Annotated in this window: 16 protein-coding genes and 1 pseudogene; 8 read left to right on the top strand and 9 right to left on the bottom strand. The window is 70.2% G+C overall.

Annotated elements, in window-relative coordinates; translation table 11 throughout:
* On the bottom strand, positions 1-942 hold the full coding sequence (locus tag IE275_RS39890) for a MerR family transcriptional regulator (protein WP_189717597.1): 942 nt from the start codon (positions 940-942) through the stop codon (positions 1-3).
* Positions 943-1093: 151 nt separating this feature from the next.
* Entirely contained in the window at positions 1094-2692 is a 1599-nt protein-coding gene (locus IE275_RS39880; protein ID WP_229871068.1) for a hypothetical protein, read from the bottom strand.
* A gap of 224 nt (positions 2693-2916) precedes the next feature.
* On the opposite strand from IE275_RS39880, the gene IE275_RS39875 reads away from it, so the two are divergent.
* From IE275_RS39875 to IE275_RS39865, 3 genes are all read left to right on the top strand, one after another.
* The gene (locus IE275_RS39875; protein ID WP_189717596.1) at positions 2917-3129 is read left to right on the top strand and encodes a hypothetical protein; all 213 of its coding nucleotides are present in this window, start codon (positions 2917-2919) and stop codon (positions 3127-3129) included.
* 133 nt (positions 3130-3262) lie between these two features.
* Positions 3263-3736 carry a VOC family protein gene (locus IE275_RS39870; RefSeq protein WP_189717595.1) on the top strand — a complete coding sequence of 158 codons (474 nt, stop codon included), beginning with the start codon at positions 3263-3265 and terminating at the stop codon, positions 3734-3736.
* Between the two features lie 260 nt (positions 3737-3996).
* Positions 3997-4566 carry an NADPH-dependent FMN reductase gene (locus tag IE275_RS39865; RefSeq protein WP_189717594.1) on the top strand — a complete coding sequence of 190 codons (570 nt, stop codon included), beginning with the start codon at positions 3997-3999 and terminating at the stop codon, positions 4564-4566.
* Positions 4567-4594: 28 nt separating this feature from the next.
* On the opposite strand, the gene IE275_RS39860 is transcribed toward IE275_RS39865, so the two are convergent.
* Entirely contained in the window at positions 4595-5110 is a 516-nt protein-coding gene (locus tag IE275_RS39860; protein WP_189717593.1) for a VOC family protein, read from the bottom strand.
* A gap of 410 nt (positions 5111-5520) precedes the next feature.
* On the opposite strand from IE275_RS39860, the gene IE275_RS39855 reads away from it, so the two are divergent.
* Positions 5521-6072, top strand: a complete 552-nt coding sequence (locus tag IE275_RS39855) for a GNAT family N-acetyltransferase (RefSeq protein WP_189717592.1) — start codon at positions 5521-5523, stop codon at positions 6070-6072.
* A gap of 168 nt (positions 6073-6240) precedes the next feature.
* Here the strand turns inward: IE275_RS39855 and IE275_RS39850 are convergent, their stop codons facing one another.
* A complete protein-coding gene (locus IE275_RS39850; RefSeq protein ID WP_189717591.1) occupies positions 6241-7098 on the bottom strand; it encodes an alpha/beta fold hydrolase in 858 nt (285 codons plus the stop codon).
* A gap of 141 nt (positions 7099-7239) precedes the next feature.
* On the opposite strand from IE275_RS39850, the gene IE275_RS39845 reads away from it, so the two are divergent.
* From IE275_RS39845 to IE275_RS39835, 3 genes are all read left to right on the top strand, one after another.
* Entirely contained in the window at positions 7240-7782 is a 543-nt protein-coding gene (locus tag IE275_RS39845) for a TetR/AcrR family transcriptional regulator (protein WP_229871067.1), read from the top strand.
* A 191-nt stretch (positions 7783-7973) separates the two neighbouring features.
* On the top strand, positions 7974-10475 hold the full coding sequence (locus tag IE275_RS39840) for a WD40 repeat domain-containing protein (protein WP_189717589.1): 2502 nt from the start codon (positions 7974-7976) through the stop codon (positions 10473-10475).
* A 260-nt stretch (positions 10476-10735) separates the two neighbouring features.
* Complete coding sequence (locus tag IE275_RS39835; RefSeq protein ID WP_189717588.1) at positions 10736-10915, top strand: hypothetical protein; 180 nt, start codon at positions 10736-10738, stop codon at positions 10913-10915.
* 119 nt (positions 10916-11034) lie between these two features.
* Here the strand turns inward: IE275_RS39835 and IE275_RS39830 are convergent, their stop codons facing one another.
* The 4 genes from IE275_RS39830 to IE275_RS39815 form a co-directional block, all read right to left on the bottom strand.
* Positions 11035-11700: a VOC family protein gene (locus IE275_RS39830; RefSeq protein ID WP_189717587.1), complete on the bottom strand. Its 666-nt coding sequence runs from the start codon at positions 11698-11700 to the stop codon at positions 11035-11037.
* A 188-nt stretch (positions 11701-11888) separates the two neighbouring features.
* A complete protein-coding gene (locus IE275_RS39825; RefSeq protein ID WP_189717586.1) occupies positions 11889-12392 on the bottom strand; it encodes a hypothetical protein in 504 nt (167 codons plus the stop codon).
* A 496-nt stretch (positions 12393-12888) separates the two neighbouring features.
* The gene (locus IE275_RS39820) at positions 12889-14514 is read right to left on the bottom strand and encodes an alpha/beta fold hydrolase (protein ID WP_189717585.1); all 1626 of its coding nucleotides are present in this window, start codon (positions 14512-14514) and stop codon (positions 12889-12891) included.
* 14 nt (positions 14515-14528) lie between these two features.
* Positions 14529-15770, bottom strand: a complete 1242-nt coding sequence (locus tag IE275_RS39815) for an alpha/beta fold hydrolase (RefSeq protein WP_229871066.1) — start codon at positions 15768-15770, stop codon at positions 14529-14531.
* A gap of 843 nt (positions 15771-16613) precedes the next feature.
* Between IE275_RS39815 and IE275_RS46320 the strand changes: the two are divergent.
* Positions 16614-16863 (top strand): annotated as a pseudogene (locus IE275_RS46320) (IS701 family transposase); the annotation flags it as partial.
* A gap of 94 nt (positions 16864-16957) precedes the next feature.
* Here the strand turns inward: IE275_RS46320 and IE275_RS39810 are convergent.
* Positions 16958-19369, bottom strand: a complete 2412-nt coding sequence (locus IE275_RS39810; RefSeq protein ID WP_229871065.1) for an ADP-ribosyltransferase domain-containing protein — start codon at positions 19367-19369, stop codon at positions 16958-16960.
* Positions 19370-19754: the final 385 nt, after the last annotated feature.

Here is a 19754-nt window from a genome sequence, read left to right as displayed (position 1 = left end):
TCACCCTGCTGCCCGTATGCGCAACGCCGTGACGCACCAGTCGAGTGCCGGTGTCAGAGGCTGCGGGGCCGGCCAGTCGTTGATGACCGCGAGCAGGTGGAAGTACCGGTCTCGGCGCGGATCGTTCACGGCCTCCAAACGCTGCAATAGCCACAGGTCGGGTTCGGTGTCGCCGGGGCGGCCGGAGGAGCGCGCACAGCGGGCGGTCAGCTCCCTGACGACGGGGTCGGCCTGGTGCGCTTCCGGGGCGATACCCGACTGGACGGCGGCTGCGGCGAGGTCACGGGCGACGGCGACGACACCCGGGCGCGGTGGTGTGGAGCCGCTTCCGGAGAGGTCTGCCGAGCAGTTCTCGGTCACTTCCCGCATACGGCCGCGGAAGTCCGGGTCCAGTGCCAGTTCCGCCAGCTGCACCCATGCCTCGACCTGTGCGTCTGTGGGGTTGTCGGGTAGTTCCGGTGTCATGGAGCGCCGGGCCGCGGCGTGCCGGCCGGGACCGCCGTCCAGCCCCTCGAAGACCGTGTCGAGAAAGCCATCGATCAGTCGTCGACGTTCGGCTTGGGAGAGCTGGGCCAACCGGTGCATGCGTTCCATCTCCTCATGGGTGGGTCTGCGCCTGGCCGCGGCCAGCAGCACCGCCCGCTGCAGCCGCAGGGTGGTGATCTGCACTTCCAGCGCGGCTGCATGCTGTTCCGCAGCGTCGCCGAGCGTCAGCTCTCGCTCCACGACCTTCCGAATCACGTCGAGGCCGAGTCCGAGTTCGCGCAGCGTCCGCACCAGGGTCAGTCGGGCGACGGCGTCGGGACCATAGCGGCGATAGCCGGCGGGGGTGCGGTCGGCCGGCACCACGATGCCGCGATCGGAGTAGAAGCGGATGGTCTTGACCGTCAGCCCTGTGCGTCGAGCCAGTTCACCGATCGAGTAGTGGGTGCCGTCGTCCATGGCCTCACCTTCACCTCTCCCCTTACGGGAGACTCAAGCCCGCTCTCGTGCTCCGAAATCGTGTGCTCCGCGCCGGTGGCACGAGCCCAGCGCCGGTCGCCGTACGACCCGTGCCACCACAGTGTCGGAGAGTCGACCGAACCCGCAGCAGTCAGGGCATCTCCGAGCATCCGCCGGTTGTCGCGTGCCCGGGGCGCGATGTGGCGGGCGTCCGTATGGCAGCTGCCGCGGCTCTCCTCTGGATCACCAGGGCCGACATCACGGCGGGGGGCAGGGACGGGTTGGCTGCCGCTGCTTCCGCTACCCGCCAGTCGGCGTCGGCGAGCAGCTCAGCGATGACCGGTGGCGGAAGCGCTGGGTTGCCGGCGGCCACGCGTCTTGCGCGCGTGTCCGCCAGGCATGCGAGCAGTGCCGAGGCCGTCGCCCCGCGATGCCGGGCGACCTCACGGAACACCTTTTGTACGGGTGGTTGGTGCCGGACCAGGTTCTCCAGCAGTGCTGGGGTCGCGTCCGGGTTGGTCGCCACGCCGGCCAGGACACGTACACCGTGCCGGTCGACCATGGCGCGCAACCGCGTTTCGGTGAGGCCCGGGTGCGGAGCGAGGGCCTTGATCACCTTCGCGTCGGGGTCGTCGGCCAACCGGTCGCGTATCTCGGGCAGCAGATCGCGTCGCTGGGCCACGAGCATGCGGACGGCCGGGTCCCGTGACGTGGCCAGCTCTACGACCTCGGAAGGAGAAGCGGCGGCGATACGAGGCAGAAGAGTGGCTCCGATCTTGGCAGTTCGGGCCAGGCGGGTGAGCACGTCGAGCGGTACGCGGGGATGGCGGGCGAGCCTGCGGCGCACGTCGAGGTCACGGTCGTCGGCCAGCGCACGGATCAGGGCATCGTCGATGGCGGGATTCTCGGCAAGGTCGGCGCGGACACCGGGATGGGGGTCCGCAGCGAGCCGCGCGAAGGCCTGCGGGGACAGGTCCTGGCGGGCGGCGAGAGCCCAGCGCAACAGCATCGAAGGATGCTCCACGAAGCCGGAGACGGCTTCGACGGGGGTGGCGGGGTTACGGATCGCCGCCGCACGCATGTCGTGGACGGTGGACTCGTGGGAGCCGTCGCAGGAGGCGCCCGGCAGCAGATCACAGTCCGGCCTCGGGCTCTGCGGATGATGAACGAAGGGGGTTTCCTCGCGGTCACAGACCAGGCAGCTTCGTGCCTCAGGCAGTGTCCCCACGGTCACCAACGCTGCCAGTGCCGCCGGGGGTGTCTCCTCGTTGCCCGCCACCGCGCGGCGGACCTCGGCGTGCGGATGCGCCGCGAGTCTCTCGGCCACGTCCGCGGTGGTCCACAGCGCGAGTTCGGCGACGACCCGTACGTCCGGGTCGGCCGCGAGCGTGTCCACCACGTCGGACGGGAGGCCGCGGCAGGCCGCCAGCTTCTCCCGGCGCTCCCGGTCCGGATCCACCGCGAGGAGACGCGCCCATTCCGGGCGGCCGGCCCCCTGGTCGAGCAGGGCGAGGGCGGCATCCGGCCAGACTGACGGATCGACATCCGCTGCGGTCAGCCGACCCTCGTACGCGAGCTGTACCGCGCTCCCGTCGACGCGCTCGGCCAACGCGACGGCCTGTACACGGCTGAGGTCCGCGCGACAGGCGAGACCCATGGCGATGTCGTCGTCCGCGATGGATATCAGCTGGTCGACCAGCTCGGACGGCAGGGCTGCATTGGCGGCGAGCCCGCCCAAGACGTGAGGCACACGGGCATCCTGCCCGGAGCGCGGAGGACGAGTGCGGGATTTTCCGCGTCCCGACGCGTTGCAGGCGGCGCGCCAACGGTGTTGTCGCAGGCCAGGGGCATAGGGGGCCGTTCCGAAGGCCCGCTGTACGGCTTGTCGTACACCGTTGTGAGCGGCCGGTACGGGGAGCGGTGGGTCCCAAAGCGGTCCGAGCCCGGTCGACCCTGCCGATGGCCTTGTCCACGGTGGGTTCCCAGTGTGCGGCGCCGGGCAGGACGGTGGACCAGGCCGAACTCGTCGGACCCGAATGGCAGTTGCCGTACGGCGGCCGCGCCCGCGCATCGATGGCGTTCCACGCGGAATTCGCGCACGCCCACGGCGAGCGGGTGCGCATCAGCCCCCGGGAGGACCTCGGGCTTCACACGGCTCGGCACCAGTCGGTGATCACGGAGTGGTAACCGCCTGTGACCAGAGATGGCGAGGATGCCGAGATCCTTGTTCCTGTCCCCACACGGACCGGATGCACTTTCCCGATGAGGAGGCGCTCTGCCTGAGAATGCCGCCAAGCCTCGCGCGCCATACGCTCGACACATGTCCGACGTCACGTCTGCCGGCGCCGCAGCCGACGACCTTCCCACGCCGGCCGAGGGCATGGTGCTCACGCACTTCCTCACGGTCAGCGATGTCCCCCGCTCACGGGCCTTCTACGCCGACGTGCTGGGTGGACGGGTGGTGCTGGAAGAGAACCCCTGCATCATCAAGGCCGCCAATAGTTGGATCATCATGAACCCAGGCGGCGGGCCCACCGACGACAAACCCGATGTCGTCCTGCGCACACCGGACGACCCCAACACCGTCTCCAGCTTTCTGAACATACGCGTGGCTGACATCCACGACTTCTATGCCACGGCGAAAGCCAAAGGGGCGGAGTTCCTCACCCCGCCTATCGACCGGCGCGCCGAGCTGCGCTGCTATATGCGCGATCCGGACGGCTACCTCATCGAGGTGGGCCAGGCCACGGGGCTGCTCAAAGGCATTCTGGCGCGCACCGACACCGAAACCTGACGGCGGCGCCCGACCGGGATGGTGCCTCCAAGGAGCGGTTGTCGTGCCGAGGGGTTTGCCGCGGCGGTCGCGACGTGAGTACCGGCAATGACGAGCGGCACGGAAATGCGGCTGAGGACGTTCGCGTCCGTCGGCGGGTACGGTCGTCGCATTACCCTTGGGCATATTGTGCCGTTTTGTAGCATATCGAGCGAGCCTGTGTCACCCAGGCAGGCTTTTCCCAACGACCCTCTCCTAACGACCCCTGTGAGGCGTGTCTGATGGATACCTACGACGTCGGCTACTTCGTCGGCAGCTTGTCTTCGACTTCGATCAATCGGGTGTTGTCCAAGGCCCTGATCCGGCTGGCGCCGAAGGACTTGCGATTCACCGAGATCCCGATCGGGAATCTGCCGTTGTACAGCCCTGACTACGACAGCGACTACCCGGCGGAGGCCCTCGCCCTGAAGGCGGCGATCGCGCGGTCGAACGCCGTGCTGTTCGTGACGCCGGAGTACAACCGGTCGATTCCGGGTGCGCTGAAGAACGCGATCGACTGGGCCTCGCGGCCTTGGGGGCAGAACTCCTTCGATCACATCCCCGCCGCGATGATCGGCGCCTCCATCGGACAGATCGGCACCGCGGTCGCCCAGCAGAGCCTGAGGGCGGTGATGGCGTTCTGCAACGCCCGGCAGATGACCGCACCCGAGGCGTACATCAAGTTCACGCCGGAGGTGTTCGGCGACGACGGCGACGTCAGGGACGAGTCGACTGCCGCGTTCCTCGGCGACTTCATGGCGGAGTTCCGCGAACATGTCGTCCGCGTGCTGACCGTGCTGCCGCGAGGGTGAAGGGCGCCGAGCGGCAGTACGGGGAAAATCACAGCACCTTCTGTCCGTACATCTCGCCGAGCGGGTCGGCGATCAGTTCGATGCGAGCACCATCCGGGTCGCGGAAGTACACCGACACATCGCTGTGAATGACGTAGTCGATACCGGCCTCGTCGAAGCGGCGTACGATCTCGGTCCAGCGGTCGGGCTCCATCGAGATCGCGATGTGGTGGAGCCCGCCGAGCACCTCCGCGTACGGGCCGACGTCGAGGCCGGGGAAGTCGAAGAACGCCAAGAGGTTGCCGTGGCCGATGTCGAAGAAGAAGTGTGAGGAGCCGGGGTAGTCCCGGTTCTCGATCAGCTCGGTGAGCGGGAAGCCCAGGAGGTCCTGGTAGAAGCCGATGGTCCGCTCGACGTCGCTGCTGATCAGCGCGGTGTGGTGCAACCCTCGGGCGGTGGAGGCGGGTCGCTGCCCCTTCGGCCGCAGGTGCGTCTCCCGGAGGTGCCGCCGTACCGCCTCGACGGCGGGCAGGTCGGTGCCGCTGGGGGTCGGTGGATCGTCCATGAGTCCTCATCTCAGAGTCACCGGTCGAGTACCCGCATACGCGGCACGCCTACCAGGCCCACGAGGCCGTCTCCCGTCACGTGCCGGCGGTTGGTCGCGGCGCTCTCTGCGACGGCGGCAGCAACGTGTTCGCGTGCCTGTTCAGCGAAGCCCAGCTTCGACCAGTGAGGTCGGGGCGCCGATGTGGCGGGCCTGGTCGAGCGGCGAGCGTCCGACCTGGTCGGGGCCTTGGACACCCAGAGTCGTGGCTGCCCGACTGAGCGCATTGCATGCGGCGACCTGTGGGAGCCGCCCGTCGTGGACGCCGACTCGCGGCAGGTTGCGTCTGTCGCCGAGAACGTGGGCGAGCCTGTGTGAAGTCCCATGGTGCCGGCCCCGAACGTCCGGCCGGCCGCGGGTAGGGTCGGGCGGTGCCCGAGCTGAAGCGGCTGCATGCCTGTCATGCCCCGGCGGTCCTGCTCTTCGAGCTGGCGAACCGCGCCTACTTCGCTGCCTCGGTTACCGACCGCGGCGACGGCTTTTTCGACCGGTTCACCGACCGCTACAACGCCTTGCTTGCTGAGCAGGAGGCCGGCATCTGCGCCTTCCACGTGCTTGTCGCCGAGGACGGCTCGATACTCGGCAGGTTCAACCTGATCGACATCGAAGACCACACCGCGGAACTCGGCTACCGGGTCGCGCAGCATGCGGCCGGCCGCGGCCTGGCGACCGCAACCGTCCGGGAGCTGTGCCGACTGGCGGCGGTCACGTACGGGCTGCGCACACTGCGGGCGGCCACCGCCCGTCAGAATGCCGCGTCCCGGAAGGTGTTGACCAAAGCCGGGTTCGTCCCTGTCGGCCCGGCGGACCCGGTCCACCTCGGCGGCAAACCGGGCACCTGGTATCAGCGCGACCTGGTGCTCCAGCCGGACAGTGCGATCTCCCCGGGGGACCGGCTGGGGGACGGGGACGGCCACCGCTGATCATCGGTGTGCGAAACCTGAAGATCATGCGCCGGCCGCAGGTCGCAGCGTAGATCAGATCACGATCTACGGCTGGAGTACGAGGCCACGGAGCGCCCCCCCGTGTGCTCGGGGTGGCCATGGACACCGGTCGCACCCGTCGAACGCCCCCCGCCGCGAACCCCGTGATCAGCCTGCGCGCCGGTGCGGCTTCGCCCCGGTGGTGGTCAGGAAGTCGGTGAGGGCTTCGGCGAGTTGTTCGGGCTGGTCCTCGGGGACGAGGGTGGACGAGTCGGTGATCTCGAGCAGCCGGCCCTGGGGGTAGAGCTCGGCCAGTCGGGGGCCGTGCTCGCGGGGCATCAGGCGGTCTTCGGTCGCCCAGACGACGAGTACGGGGCGGTCGAAGTCACGCAGTTGTTCGCTCCAGGCCAGGAGGGTCGCTCGGTCGGGCGCCGAGGTGGCGAACTTGGCGAAATCCCTGCGGATGGCCTTGCTGCGGGTCGCGGGGGTGAACCAGTCGTCCATGATCTCGTCCGGGATGCCGCGCAGGCTCATCCCGCCGTATCCGTTGCGGTTGTGGCGGAACGAGGGGATGCGCATCAGCCGTGTCAGCAGCCGGACGCCGCCGGGGACCCGGCACACGTGGGCCATGGCCTTGGCGGGCCCCGGGGGGAAGTTGTCGAACGCTTCGCAGGCCACCAGGACCATCCGCGCGACTCTCCGCCCCTGCTCCTCCGAAACGAGGAACTGGCCACCGCCCCAGTCGTTCAGGACGAGGGTCACCTCCTCCAAGTCCAGGCGTTCGATGAACTCACCCAGCAGCCGTGCCACACCGCGGTGGGACAGGTCGGCGTCCCGGTTCATCGGTCGGCGATGTCCGCCGAGCGGCAGGGTGGGCAGGACGCAGCGATATCCGTCCAACAGCGGTACCACCTTGCGCCACTGCGTCTCGTTCATCGGCAGACCGTGGGCGAACACCAGCACCGGCCCGGTACCGCCGGTGTCCTGGTAGTCGATCGGTCCGGCCGACAGCTCGATTTCCGGCATCGCTCCCCCATTTGATAGATCGTTCTACTGTAGTCCAGTGAAGGTCGACGGGCGGGCCAAGACGTCGATGAGGAAGGGTGAAACGCAATGGGGCAGGGACAGCCGGACACGCGGAGCAGGATTCAGGGTGCGGCTACGGCGTTGTTCCGCCGCAACGGCTACTCGGGCACCGGGCTGAAGCGGATCGCGACGGAGGCGGACGCGCCGTTCGGCTCGATCTACCACTTCTTCCCCGGCGGCAAGCAGCAGCTGGCCGAGGAGACGATCCGCACGTCCGGGGGCGAGTACGGCCGAATGGTGCTGGCCTTGCTGGAAAGCGTCGCAGACCCGGTCGAGTCCGTCACCCACGCCTTCGAGGCCGCGGCGCACGACATCGCCGCGAACGACTACGCCGACGCGTGCCCGATCGCCACGGTCGCGTTGGAGGTCGCGAGCACCAACGAGGTCCTCAGAGTCGCGACGGCGGACGTCTTCGAGGAGTGGGTCGGCGCGGGAGAGCAGTGGTTCGGCCGCTGGGTGACCGACCCGAACTCGGCGCGGTCGCTCGCCTGCTCGATGATCATGATGCTGGAAGGTGCGTTCGTGCTCTCCCGGGCATCCCGCGACCCGGAGCCTCTGCGGGTGGCCGGCCGATCGATGGCCGAGTTGCTGCGCGCATCTCTTGAGCGGCCCGTCGGCGACTGAGCGACCCCGGCCACGTCATCGCTGAATCCGCCCCCGATCGAACGGGTCCGGAGCCAGGCTTCCAGGACGGCGGAAGCCGTGCCGCGGCACTGTCAGAGGCTGTCTGTAGCATCCGTGGCCAGGTGAGTGACCCGGCCACCCGCCGCGGGGAGGGACGGAGTCGTGAAACGGGCTGCGAGGAGCGTGTGGCGATGGCGAACAGCAGCGAAGCCGGCGGGCTGACGCTGGATTCCGACGACGAAGCCGCGCTGTTGCGGCCGTTGGCGTTCGCCGAAGGCGCGGGTCTGCCTCTTGCCCTGTGGGTGGTCCTGGCACGCGCCCTGTCGGGTCGTCCGTGGACGGCTCAGGACGTGAGCGTGTTCCGGGACCGGGTGGGTGAACTCCTGGTCGAGACGCGGACAGCGGCGGGTGTGGTCTACCGGCTGCGTGCCCAGGGAGATCGGTCGGGTGAGCGGCAGACGCAACGGGCGGTCACGAGCGCGTTGTTGGCCGAGGTGCCCCGTGACGGGGAGAGCGGGCACCGCGACTGGTCGGCTGCCGCACCGTACATCGTCGACCATCTCGCCACCCACGCCGTCGCGGCCGGTGTCCTGGACGAAGTGATGGAGGACGCCGAGTACCTGGTGCACGCGGCCCCGCGGGGGCTGCTCCGTGCGCTCAATATCCCTGGCTCGTCCCAGGGGCTGGTGCGGCGGAGTATCTACCGGGCGTCCGTCCACGTGCACGCCACCGCGAGCCTGCCCGAAAGGCGGGACATCCTCGCCGTCGATGCCGCGCGCCACGGTGAGACCGGCCTCGCACGGGAGCTGTCCCGCGGCCGCCCGTGGCAGCCGCGTTGGGCGACCGGCACGATGGTCCATCCCGCGCTGCGCTTCACCCGGACGGGGCTGGGCGTGGACGCCGCCGCGTGCACCGTCATCGACGGGCGTCCCCACGCGGTGACCGGCTGCTACGACTCGAACGTGCGCGTGTGGGACCTGGTGGACGGCACCGAACGCCTTGTCATCACCGAGGACGACGGGGTCTACGCACTGGACTGCGCCATGATCGACGGGCGTCCCCATGTCGTCACCGGAACCTGCTCCGGCAGCCTACGGGTGTGGGATCTGGACACGGGGGCCGAGCGGTTCGCCCTCGGAGGTCACAAGGGCTGGATACGCGCGGTGGGTTGCACGGTGATCGACGGCCGGCCGCACGCGGTCACCGGGGGAGAGGACTGCCTGGTCCGGGTGTGGGACCTGGTCGACGGGTCGGAACGTGCGCGGATGCCCGGCCACACCGAGGAGATTCGAGCGGTGGCGTTCGCCGAGGTCGCCGGCCGCTCCGTGGCCGTGACCGGCGGCTACGACAACACGGTGCGGCTGTGGGACTTGGAGGACGGCGTCGAGCGGGCCGTTCTCACCGGTCACACGTCCGCCGTGTACTCGGTGGCCTGCACCGTGATCGACGGCATCCCCCACGCCGTCACCGGGAGCGGTGGGGAGAACGCCGCACGGGTCTGGTGCCTGACCGACGGCTCGCAGCGCGCTGTGCTGGGCGGGCACACCTCGTGGGTGTCTTCCGTGCGTTGCGTCGAGCTCGGCGGACGTCCCCACGTGCTGACCGCCGGTGGTGACCGCACGGTTCGTGTGTGGGACCTGACCGAGGACACGGAGCGCGCGGTCCTGACCGGGCACGAAGGCTATGTGGACGTGCTGGCCTGCACGGAGATCGACGGGCGCCCGTACGCCGTGAGCGGCGGCCATTCCGCGAGCCCGCGCGTATGGGACCTGGGTGACGCCCTCCTGCCCGCGGCACGCAAGGGCCACACCGGGACCGTGCAAGCCGTGGCCGCCGTGGAGATCGACGGACGTCAGCACGTCGTCACCGGAGGCGACACCACGATACGGGTCTGGGACCTGGCCGACGGTGCGGAACGACGCACCCTGCCGCACGGGCACTGTGTGGAGGCGCTGGCGTGCACGACGGTCGACGGCAGCCCCCACGCTGCCGTCGGAGGCTGCTGCGGCGCCGCCCGGGTCTGGGACCTCGCCGCGGGGACCGGACTTCGCGGCCTCCCCGGATCCGACTACCAGGTGCAGGCCGTGGCGTGGGCGGACGTCAACGGCCGTCCCCACGCGGTCACCTCCGACCAGGACCGCACCGTACGCGTGTGGGACCTGGACGAGGACGTGGAGCACCCGCTCCTCACCGACCGCACCCGGTCGGGGGTGCGGGCCATGCAGTCCGTCACCGTCGACGGCCGCCCCCACCTCCTCACGGGCAGCGAGGACGCCGCCCTGCGGCTGTGGAGGCTCACGGGGAGAAGCCGACGCGTCACCGCAACCGTCCACACAGGGCACCACTGGATACGGGCGCTCGCCGGCACCGTCCTGGACGGCCGTCCGCACGCGCTGACCGTGGGCGGGAACGACACCGCGGTACAGGTATGGGATCTGACGGACGGCACCCTGCGATCCACCCTCCAGGGACACCCGTCAGGAGTTCTCGCGGTGGCCTGCGCCACGCGGGACGACCGTACGGACGCCATCACCGTGGACGGCAGCGGTACGGTCCACGTCTGGGATCTCGCTTCGGCACGGCTCCGGGAGACGGTCGCGCTGCCGACGCGGGCCCAGTGCGTGACCGCCGCCGGTCCGGACCTCGTCATCGGCATGGGCGACGACGTCGTCGTACTCGATCGCAATCGCTGAGGCACGTGCACGGTCGGGTCGGTCCGTCGCACACCTCAACCGGCAGGGGAGGGGCCGGCACTGAGCGACCGCGATGTGAACCTGATGGCAGGGCAAGCGCCCCCGACCGCGGAGATCGTCCACGCAGGTCGGTGTCCCGTCGTGAAGCGGCCGTGGACATCTCGTGCAGGCAGGTTGTCGACAGGCGGCGTGTGTTCGGCGGCTCGGGGAATCCGGACGACACGCGGGCGACGAGCCCCCTGACCGAAAGGACGGTCACCTTGACGGCCATCATCTCCGCAGTCCTGTTCTTCATCGCCTTCCTGATCAACGCGGCCGAGATCTCCACGAACGACGTCTTCAGCTCGACCAACGTGATGTTGCTCGGCCTGACCGCCCTGGCCCTGCACCTCGCGGGCATCGGCACCGGCTGGTCCGCACGGGGAGGCCGCCGACGCTGACCGTCCACCGGCGGCATCACGGCCGCCGGCTCCCTGGCGACCGCGCCCTGAAGCGCGCCGGGGCGCAGGGCGTCGGAGTAGTGACGGCTGCGCCCGTGGCTCCAAGGAGAACGAGGAAGTCAGGGCGGCGTGGGGGCGGGCGAGGTGACAGACTCCCAGGCGAACCCGTCCAGGTCGGTGAAGTCGTCGGCGGTGCTGCCGAGGACGAGGCGGTGCGATCCGGTGCCGTCGGCGGGGACACCGAGGTCCTTGGCCAGGGCACGGCGCTTGTACAGCGCCAGCTTGACGGGGCTGGACTGGCCGGCGGTGAACTCGGCGTACTTGCCCCCGAAGCTCTTGGCCAAGGTCAGGCCCCTGTCGACGTAGAACTGCCTGGTGGCCTTCACGTCCTCGACGCCGAGCAGCAGGACGACCTCGTCGATCTCGCGGGTGGCGGGGCCGGTGTCCTTCTTCGCCGAGGTCGCGATCTTCCAGATCGTTCCGTCCGGGGCCTGTACGACTCCGCCGTAGCCCCACAGCGACTTCGCGGCGGGCTTCAGCACCGTGGCACCGGCGTCCACGGCGGCGCCGACGAAGTGGTCGACGGTCGCCGGACCGGACACCGTGAGCGCCAGGGTGAAGCCGCGGAATCCGGTGGAGTGCGCCTCGGACGCTCGCAGGCGTATGTACGTGTCCACCCCGAAGGCGCTGTAGAAGCGGAGGGCGGCTTCGGGGTCGGCGACCTCAAGGGTGAGGCACGCGAGGGATGTGGGGGCTGCGGGGGAAGCGGTGGTTGCCATGGCCATCACGATAGGGACCGAGCGGCGGCCGGGGCTTCTCGATTCCTGACCGGTCTTGAGACGCGCTTCGCCACTCGCGTCGGTATCCGCTCCGCATCGATCGCTGACCCCGCATCGCGGCCCGCGGTCCATAGCCGCGGCATCGCCCCGCATGGGCGAAAGGCTGTGTGTCATGCGGCCCGGTTCCGGAGCTGCTAGCCGACCGGTCCGACCGGTCCGATGGAGAAGAGACTACTCAGCTCGATCCCCAAGAACTGGGCGTAGCGCGCCGTCACCTCGGGTGAGAAAGTCCCGCCGAGGAACTGAGTCGCAAGCCCTACGACGCAGACTTGAACAGCCCCGGCAACTCTCGTGATGTCCGCCTCCAGAAGTGCTTCCGCGATGTCTTCCGGAGTCAGGCCGGCCGCTGTCCGCCCATCAGGCGAAATGCCCAGCTCGACTGCCAAGGGATTGAGGCAGGTGTCCGAGACCAGCGATATCAACATCGCCAGATCATCCAGATTCGGCCCGTCCACCGACGGCAGGGCCGACGGTCCGGCAAGCGTGCCGCCCACCTGCGCGGTCCCTGGAAGTACCTCGGTCACAGGGCTCGCCGCGGGTTCTTCCTGTGCGAATGCCGAGCCAGTCGTACCGAACACCGCGGCTCCCGACAATGCCGCTGTGACCAGGGCTGCCGCGCATTTTTTCGAGACGTTCATAAGGAGTCACCTTTAGGGTGCGATCGGGCTCAACCTTGCGGCGCGTGGCGAGGGCGTATTCACCTCGCCGTCGCGCCCGAGCAAGGAAGCCGGCCGGCGATGAAGGAGTCTCTCTTCAGCTCACCACAGCCACCTTCGCGTCGCATCCGGAACGAGCTGCGGAGAGCCGGCCGGCCCACAGCGGGGTCTGGGGCGTGATCTCCGAAGCCGATCTCATGGTGGTCGAAGAGCAGTTGGGGCCCGATACCGATCTTCCTCGTCGACCACCTCGCCGGTGCTGGGGCCCACGACCCCGACGCCCCGGTACGACCGTCTGGGTCGACCGGCCCCTCCCACTCGACGTGAGCCGATGACAGGGTGTGGCGTCCTCACCGACAACAACAGCCGCACCGGCCTGGTGCCGTGGACCTGCACCGCTGGGGCCCGCGTCCACCACCATGGCGGATGCGGGCCCCGGCGGTTCCGGGACCGTGGGTGGCGGTCGCCGGCCGACGCCTTACGATGCGATCTCGAACTGCGGCGGCTGGAGTCCCGCGAGGCAACTGGTGTTCGGCGCGGTCGGACGGGCGAAGAACGACGTGGTGATCGTCTGCGCGCACTGCGAGTCGGCGAACACCACGTGGGCGACGTAGGGGACCGTGACCGTGGTGGAGCGACTGAGCGTACGGGCGACGTAGGCTCCGTTGCTCGGCGCCGTCTGGGCGTCGAACCCGCCGGACAGGGCGAGGGTCGGGATGTCGCTGCGGGTCACGTTCCGGACCGACGGGGGCGCCGGAGGGACGTCCCAGGTACGGCAGTCGTCGTGGAGCCAGGCGAGTTGCGGGGCGTTGGCCAGCATCGACCGGGGGAACGACGGGAACGCGCGGCGTCCGCCCCGGATGATGTCGGCCCGGCTCTCGTACGGGGTCCACTGGCGACAGAAGACGCCGTACACCAGCCCGTGGGCGACCCTGCCGATGGCCTGCGGGCTGTACTTGCCCCCGGCGAGCTGCTCGGCGATCCGCTGCGGGTTGCCGTGGGCCAGTTCGTCGATGGAACGGGGCACCCCGGCGGCCACGTGGGTGGCCGAGGTCAGCCAGGTGACCAGGTTGCTCCCGTCCAGCACGACCTTCACCGGCTCAGGGTGGACCGGGACCGTGACGGTGGTGGTGATCGGGTGGGCCTCCAGCTCACTGACGAGGCGGAGGAAGGTGGCCTTCAGGTTCGGGTAGCGGGTGTTGCAGGCGGGCTGCCGCGCGCAGGCCTTGAACAGGCCGTCGAAGCCTTCGCGTGCGGCCTTCCAGGTCACGGCCCCGCCGGCGATGGACGGCGGCAGGATGCCGTCGATGCCGACCGAGCGGATGCCCTTCGGGTGCAGGCGCATGTAGTTGAGGGCCAGGTGGGTGCCGTAGGAGATCCCGAAGACGTTCCACTTCTTGACACGCAGCGTCCTGCGCAGGGCCTCGTAGTCGGCCGAGCTCTCGATGTCGTCGTAGGTGCTGCGGTCGGCGCCCTGGGCGTCCACGCGGTCGCGGCAGGCCCGGGTCGCCTCGACGTGCAGGCGCCCGGTGGACGGCGCGTTGGAGACGAGGCCGAGGGCGCGGGCGTTGAACCGGTCGATGTTCGGGCAGGTGAGCTCCGGGTCGGCCGAGTAGGTGCCGCGCTGGGACATGAAGATCACGTCGCGGTCGCGGTTCAGGTGGCCGGCGAGCGCCATCGGGATCTCGGACACCGCGTCGTCGCCGGGGCCGCCGGCGAGCCACACGATCGGGTCGGGCGCGGGGCTGCTGCTCTCCGCGGGCATGATCGCGACGGCGAGGGTGATCTTACGGCCGGCGTGGCTCCTGGGACCCTTGGCCTCCTTGGCCTCCTTTGCCTTGGAACGCTTCTCGGGCACGGTGAGGGTGCCGCAACGGGCGCGCGCGAGATCGGGGATCGGGTCCGCCGTCCTGGGACAGGGGCCCGGTTCGAAGCGGGCGTCGCCCACCGTGCGGGCGACCGTGCCGATCGGGCCGTCGTTGCCGGACTCGGCGTGTGCGGGCAGTGCGGCGAGGCCGACGACGAGGGCGCCTGCCGTGGTCGCGGCCAGCGTCGCCGGTAGCCGCCGCGCGGGGCGCCGGCTGGGGGTCGTACCAGGGGACATCGTGCGTACTCCGGTCAGGGGACGATGGTGAACGGCTTGGGTTCGACTCCCGGCACGCAGCCGGTGTCGGGCGCTGTCGGCCGCGCCAGGAAGGAGCGCAGGACCGACGCGGCGCAGGGGTTCTGCGGCACCACCCAGTGGCCGATTCCGGGAATCAGCACGGCGGTCGAGCGGGGCAGCGTACGGCCGGCGTACGGCCCCCAGCTCGCCCCGGTCTTCGCGTCGAAGGTTCCGGTGATGATGAGCGCGGGCACGTCGCTGCGGGTGGCCACCCGCTGGACCGCGGTGCGGTCCGGGACGTTCCAGACGCGGCACAGGTCGTGCTCGAAGGGCAGCTGCGGTGCGTGGGCCAGCACTGAGTCCGGCCATCCGGGGAAGGCCCGGCGACCCGCCTTCAGCACGTCACGCTTCGAGAAGCCCGGGGCCCACTCGGCGCAGGCCACCGAGTGCGTCAGCCCGTGGGCGAACTCGCCGATGGCGGGCGTCGCGCCGGCGGCCTGGGCGCGCGCGAGGCGCTCCGGGTTGCCGTCGGCGAGTTCGTAGAGCGCCGCGGGGACGTCGACGGCCGGTACCAGTCGACCGTTGGTGACCAGCAGGTTCACCAGCGTGCCCCCGTCGAGGACGACCTTCACCGGGGTTCCGCCACCGGGCGGTGGCACCGTCAACCTCAGGGGGTTCGCCTCCAGCCGCCGGACCTGCTGCGTGAGCGTGCGGGAGAGGTGCGGGTAGCGGGACTTGCAGGCGGGCTGGGCCTCACATGCCGCGAAGATCGCGTCGATCCCCTCCTGAGCGCTGTCCCAGGCCCACGGCAGGCTCACGATCTGTGGGGGCACCACCGAGTCGATCGCCAGCGAGCGGATGCCCTGGGGGTGCCGGCGCAGGTAGGTGAGGCCCAGGTCGGTGCCGTAGGAGTAGCCGTAGACGTTCCACTTCTTGATGCCCAGGGCCTTGCGCAGCGCGGCGAAGTCCGCGGCGTTCTCGGTGGTGTTGTAGGCCTTGAGGTCGTTTCCCTCGCCCGTCAGGCGGTCCCGGCACTGCTTCGCCGCGCGTACCAGACCCCGTCCGGTGGACGGCGCGTCGTAGGGCAGACCCACGGCGGTCGCGTTGAACCGGTCCAACTCCGGGCAGGCAAGGTTCGGCTGTGAGTGCAGGGTGCCGCGCTGGGCCACGACGATCAGTTCACGGTCGCGGTTCACGCCGGAGTCGATCAGGAAGGGGATGGCTCCGAACGCGTCTCCGCCGGGACCCCCTTCCATGAACACCACGGGGTCCGCGGCAGGCTTCGTCGACGCCGCCGGGATGATGGCGACGGCCAGCCGGACGGTCCGTCCCGTCGTGCGCTCGCGGTTCTCCGGGACCTCCAGGAACCCGCACCGCCCGGGAACCGGCTCGGGCGTCCGTGGGCAGGGGCCCGGCACGAACCGCGCCGGATGTCCCGGCGTCGGCCCGCCGACGGGCGGCGAGGCGCTGCTCGGAGTGGTCCCGAGCGCACCGAGGACACCCAGACACGCGGCGAGAAGTGCCGCCTTCGTACGCGCCCTTGGGCCGAGTCGTGGAGGGATGCGCCGAGCCCTGCTCCGTATGGGCGTCCCGGTCGCTGAGAAGGAGGGCAGGGGCCCGGAACCGATGTCGTGTTCCGTCATGTGATCTCGTCTCTCTGACGTCCCTGGCCACTCCGGTCGGGGGACGGTCGGCATGGCTGCGCCCCGCCGCACGGCCGGGCAGGGCGCGTACGCCAGCCTGCGTTCGGGCAGGGGCTTCCACCACTCGTCGCCTCCACTTGGAGCAGCCTCACCCCGGGCCGGGGGCTGTGCCCGGCCCGGCCGGGAGCGGAGCCGCCCCCGCTCCGGCGGTGGTCACTCAGCCGTATGCCCGAGGCGGGCGGGGCGCTCTTCGCCGCCGTCACGTCGTCCGCGTGGACGTCCTCGGACCACTCGGTAGCGTGGCTTACGTGGGTTGCGCCAACATCGCCCCGGTGTCGCCCGGGACGCCCCGCGGTTGGCGGTGGGGGAGCGGGAGCACGTGGCCGAACGCGGCTTCGGCGTATGGGCGCCTGCCGCCTGGGCGCCGTGGTCCTGCCCGCAACTCGGCCCGACGTCGACGACGGCATCGCCTTCGAGACGAAAGTGGTCATGGCCAAGGCGATGGTCCGAACAGCGGTCGCGGACCGTATCCCGTGTCGATGGGTGGGCGGCTGCGGCCTACGGCTTCGGCTTCCGCACGGGCCGGCGCTGCGAACTCGAACAGGCCGACGTCTTCCACGTCATGGCCACCACCGGCCACTACACCGTCGTCACCCGCTGGGCACTCGACCACCCGTCCACGAACTGTTCCCCGGCCTGCGGCAGAGGCAGTGGCGGGACCGGCGTCGGCCTCTGCCCCGTGGTTGCCGGGCGCGAGCGTCCGGCAACCACGACCGTGGGCGCCCTGGAACAGAGGCGGTTCAGGACACCACGGGAGCGGTGTCCGTGACCTCGCTCAGCCGGACCGTGCACAGCCCGCGGGGCTCGCTCTTCACCTCCGTCACCTTGAGTTGGGTACCCGGCGTAAGGATGTACTCCTCCTCGCCGGTGAAGGCGGAGAAGCGCTTGATCCCGACCGCCCGGGCCGGCGTCACCTCGAACAGGGTTCGCTTGCCGCGACTGCCCAAGAACGCCCTGGCCACCTTCAGCTCGGAGGTGCACGACGAGACGCCCCACCAGGTCACCGTCCGGCCCACCGGGTACTGCGCCCGAAGGTCCAGCGACACCCCGCGCCACAGCGGCTGCGTGTAGGCCGGCAGCTTGGAGACCGCCGAGAACAGCAGCCGCAGGTACGGCAGGTAGGGCGTGACCCTGGTGCGGTCGGGGGAACGCAGAACGCTGTTGATCTCGCGGTAGAAGGCCGACTCACAGGTGTAGAGGTGGAGCGCGGCGATCGCGTCGGCGGACAAGGCCCCGTCGGCCGCCTGGTCCGCACGCTGCTTGCCGAAGTCGCGGGAGCGCAGGATGTGCCCGGCGAGCCCGGACAGTACCGCAGAGGCCGGGGCCACGGCATCCTGGAAGTCCATCAGCGGGGTGTCGAAGACACCGGTGATCTCGGGCAGGACCAGGCCCTCGTCCTTGACGCTGGTCAGGCGCTCCAGGTACAGCTGGTGCAGGTTCATGGTCGACTCGATGAAAGCGCCCATGCGTGCCGCGACAGCCCCGTCCGCACCGCCCGCGCCGGCTGCCGTCTCGTTCCACCCCTTGCTCGGCAGCCAGTCGACACCGTCGGCGCCCAGCGAGGCCAGAGCGTCGTTGACCTGGGCGAAGTGGTCGCCCTCGCAGAAGATGTCGCCCTGTGCCGCCGGGTTCGCGTGGTCGAGGTGCCGGACCTCCACGTCCGGGTACTTCTGCTGGAGCCGCAGGACGACCCGCTTCAGGCTGCGGGCGTGCGCACCCCACCACGCGAACACGACTCCGCGGTCCTCCTCTGCCGCGTCCTGCTTGGCCTTGAGGATCTCCTCGACGATCCGCTCGGCGACCGGTCGCCAGAACGCCGTGTGCTGGTCGGCCCCCATCGCCCCGTCACCGCTCGCGGTCAGCGACGCGTTCAGCAGGAGCACGCCCTGCGTCAGCATCGCCTGGAACCACTCCGGCGGCTGGACCGTGTCCCGCTCCTTCAGCAGCGCCCGCACCTCGGCGATCGGGGTCTTCTTGACGATGCCGTACTTCCACATCGCCGCCGCCTTGATGAGGCACCGGATGCTGACGACCCGGCCGAACTGACTGTCCTTCCAGTCGCTGAAGGTGTTGTCGAACATGGCTATGCCGGTGGCGCTCTCCGGCCGCGGATACGGGTTCTGGCCGAAGACCACGACCTTCCACTTGTGCGGCGGGTTCGGCTTGAGCGCCTGGAACGTCAGCTCGCGGACCGGGACCACCTCGGGGCTGCGGCCCTTCCCGATGAACCGCGCGGCGTCCGGCTGCGCCTCGATGACCGGCTTCAGCAGCGGGAGCCAGGCCTCCCCGCCGCCGTCGAAGAGCTCGGTCAGGGCGAGGGGGTCGTTCGCATCGGGCTGGGGCTGCGGCGGCTGGCCCGGAGCCGGGACGCCCGTCGTCGATCCGTCCATGGCGGAGGCGCTTTCGCTGGTCGTGGCAGAAGAAGAGGAAGGAGCGGGAGCGGCACTCTCGGGCGCCGGGGCCGGGGCCGGGACGGGGACGACGGGAGTGACGGCCGTCGGCGGCACGATGCGCACCCGCTGGTCGACGGGCGTGTTCTCGATCCCGTGGAGCTGGGAGATGATCGTGGAGCGCAGCTCGTCGTCGTCCTCGAACCAGTGGTCGTGGAAGAGCGTGTAGCCGGTCCACATCAGATTGGCGCACACCCGGGCCGGCACCTGGCCGGTCTGCGCCCCCAACCCGACGAGCGCCACCGACCGGATGCTGCCCGGCTTCTTCCGGTTCTGCCGGTGGACGGCCTGGAAAGCGGCAGCGCACGCCAGCGCCACATTCAGCGTGGCGCTCACGTTCTGCGAGGACCGCACCATCGTCGGCGTCGATATCAGGTACCGGGGGACGGTCGCGCCGGACGGGACGCAGACCGCGCTGCCCACCGGCATTGCTCCGGCGAACCGGTCGCGAATCGCGCGCTGGACGCGCACCTGGATGCCGGACCCCAGGTACCGCTTGATGACGGCGTCGACGCCGCCGTCCATCCGGCCCCGGGAGTTCGTGGGGGTGACCCAGGCGTCGACGTCCTCGTCGAGGATCGAGCCCTTGCGGATCTCGATGCCGGGGGTGTCGGCGAACGCGGCACGCCACGCCTCCACCACACGCTCGTTGACGTCCGTCAGCACCACCCTGAGCGCGGGCAGCACACTGCTCTCGGTCATCGTCCACTCCTGTCGTGCAACAGCGGTTCCAAGACCTCGAACGTATCTCCCACCACTGACAACGCAGCCCCGACAAGGGAACGGTGACCTGCCGTCATGCTCCGGTGAGCCCGCATCGACCGGGGGCCGCACAGCCTGTCTCCTACCGGCCTGCACCCGCCGATGAGCATGTTCGTACGCCGCCGAGCAAGCGGCCTGGACACCGCGGTGCAGAAGGCGTTGGCCCACCCGGCACCCAAGAACGCGCCCCTCGCCTCGTCCTGGAAGGGTGCCGCGTCGGCCGTCCGCCGTCGGGCCCTTCAGAGGGTTGTGCGGGGCGCTGTGGGGCGGCGGGTCCGCGGCTTCGGGCGCCGTGGACATCTGAATCGTGCGCTCCGATGCCCGG

The sequence above is a fragment of the Streptomyces phaeofaciens genome (assembly GCF_014648915.1).
GTDB classification, from domain to species: domain Bacteria; phylum Actinomycetota; class Actinomycetes; order Streptomycetales; family Streptomycetaceae; genus Streptomyces; species Streptomyces phaeofaciens.
Note: the sequence above shows the minus strand (reverse complement) of the source record. Positions and strands in the feature narration are given on the sequence as shown.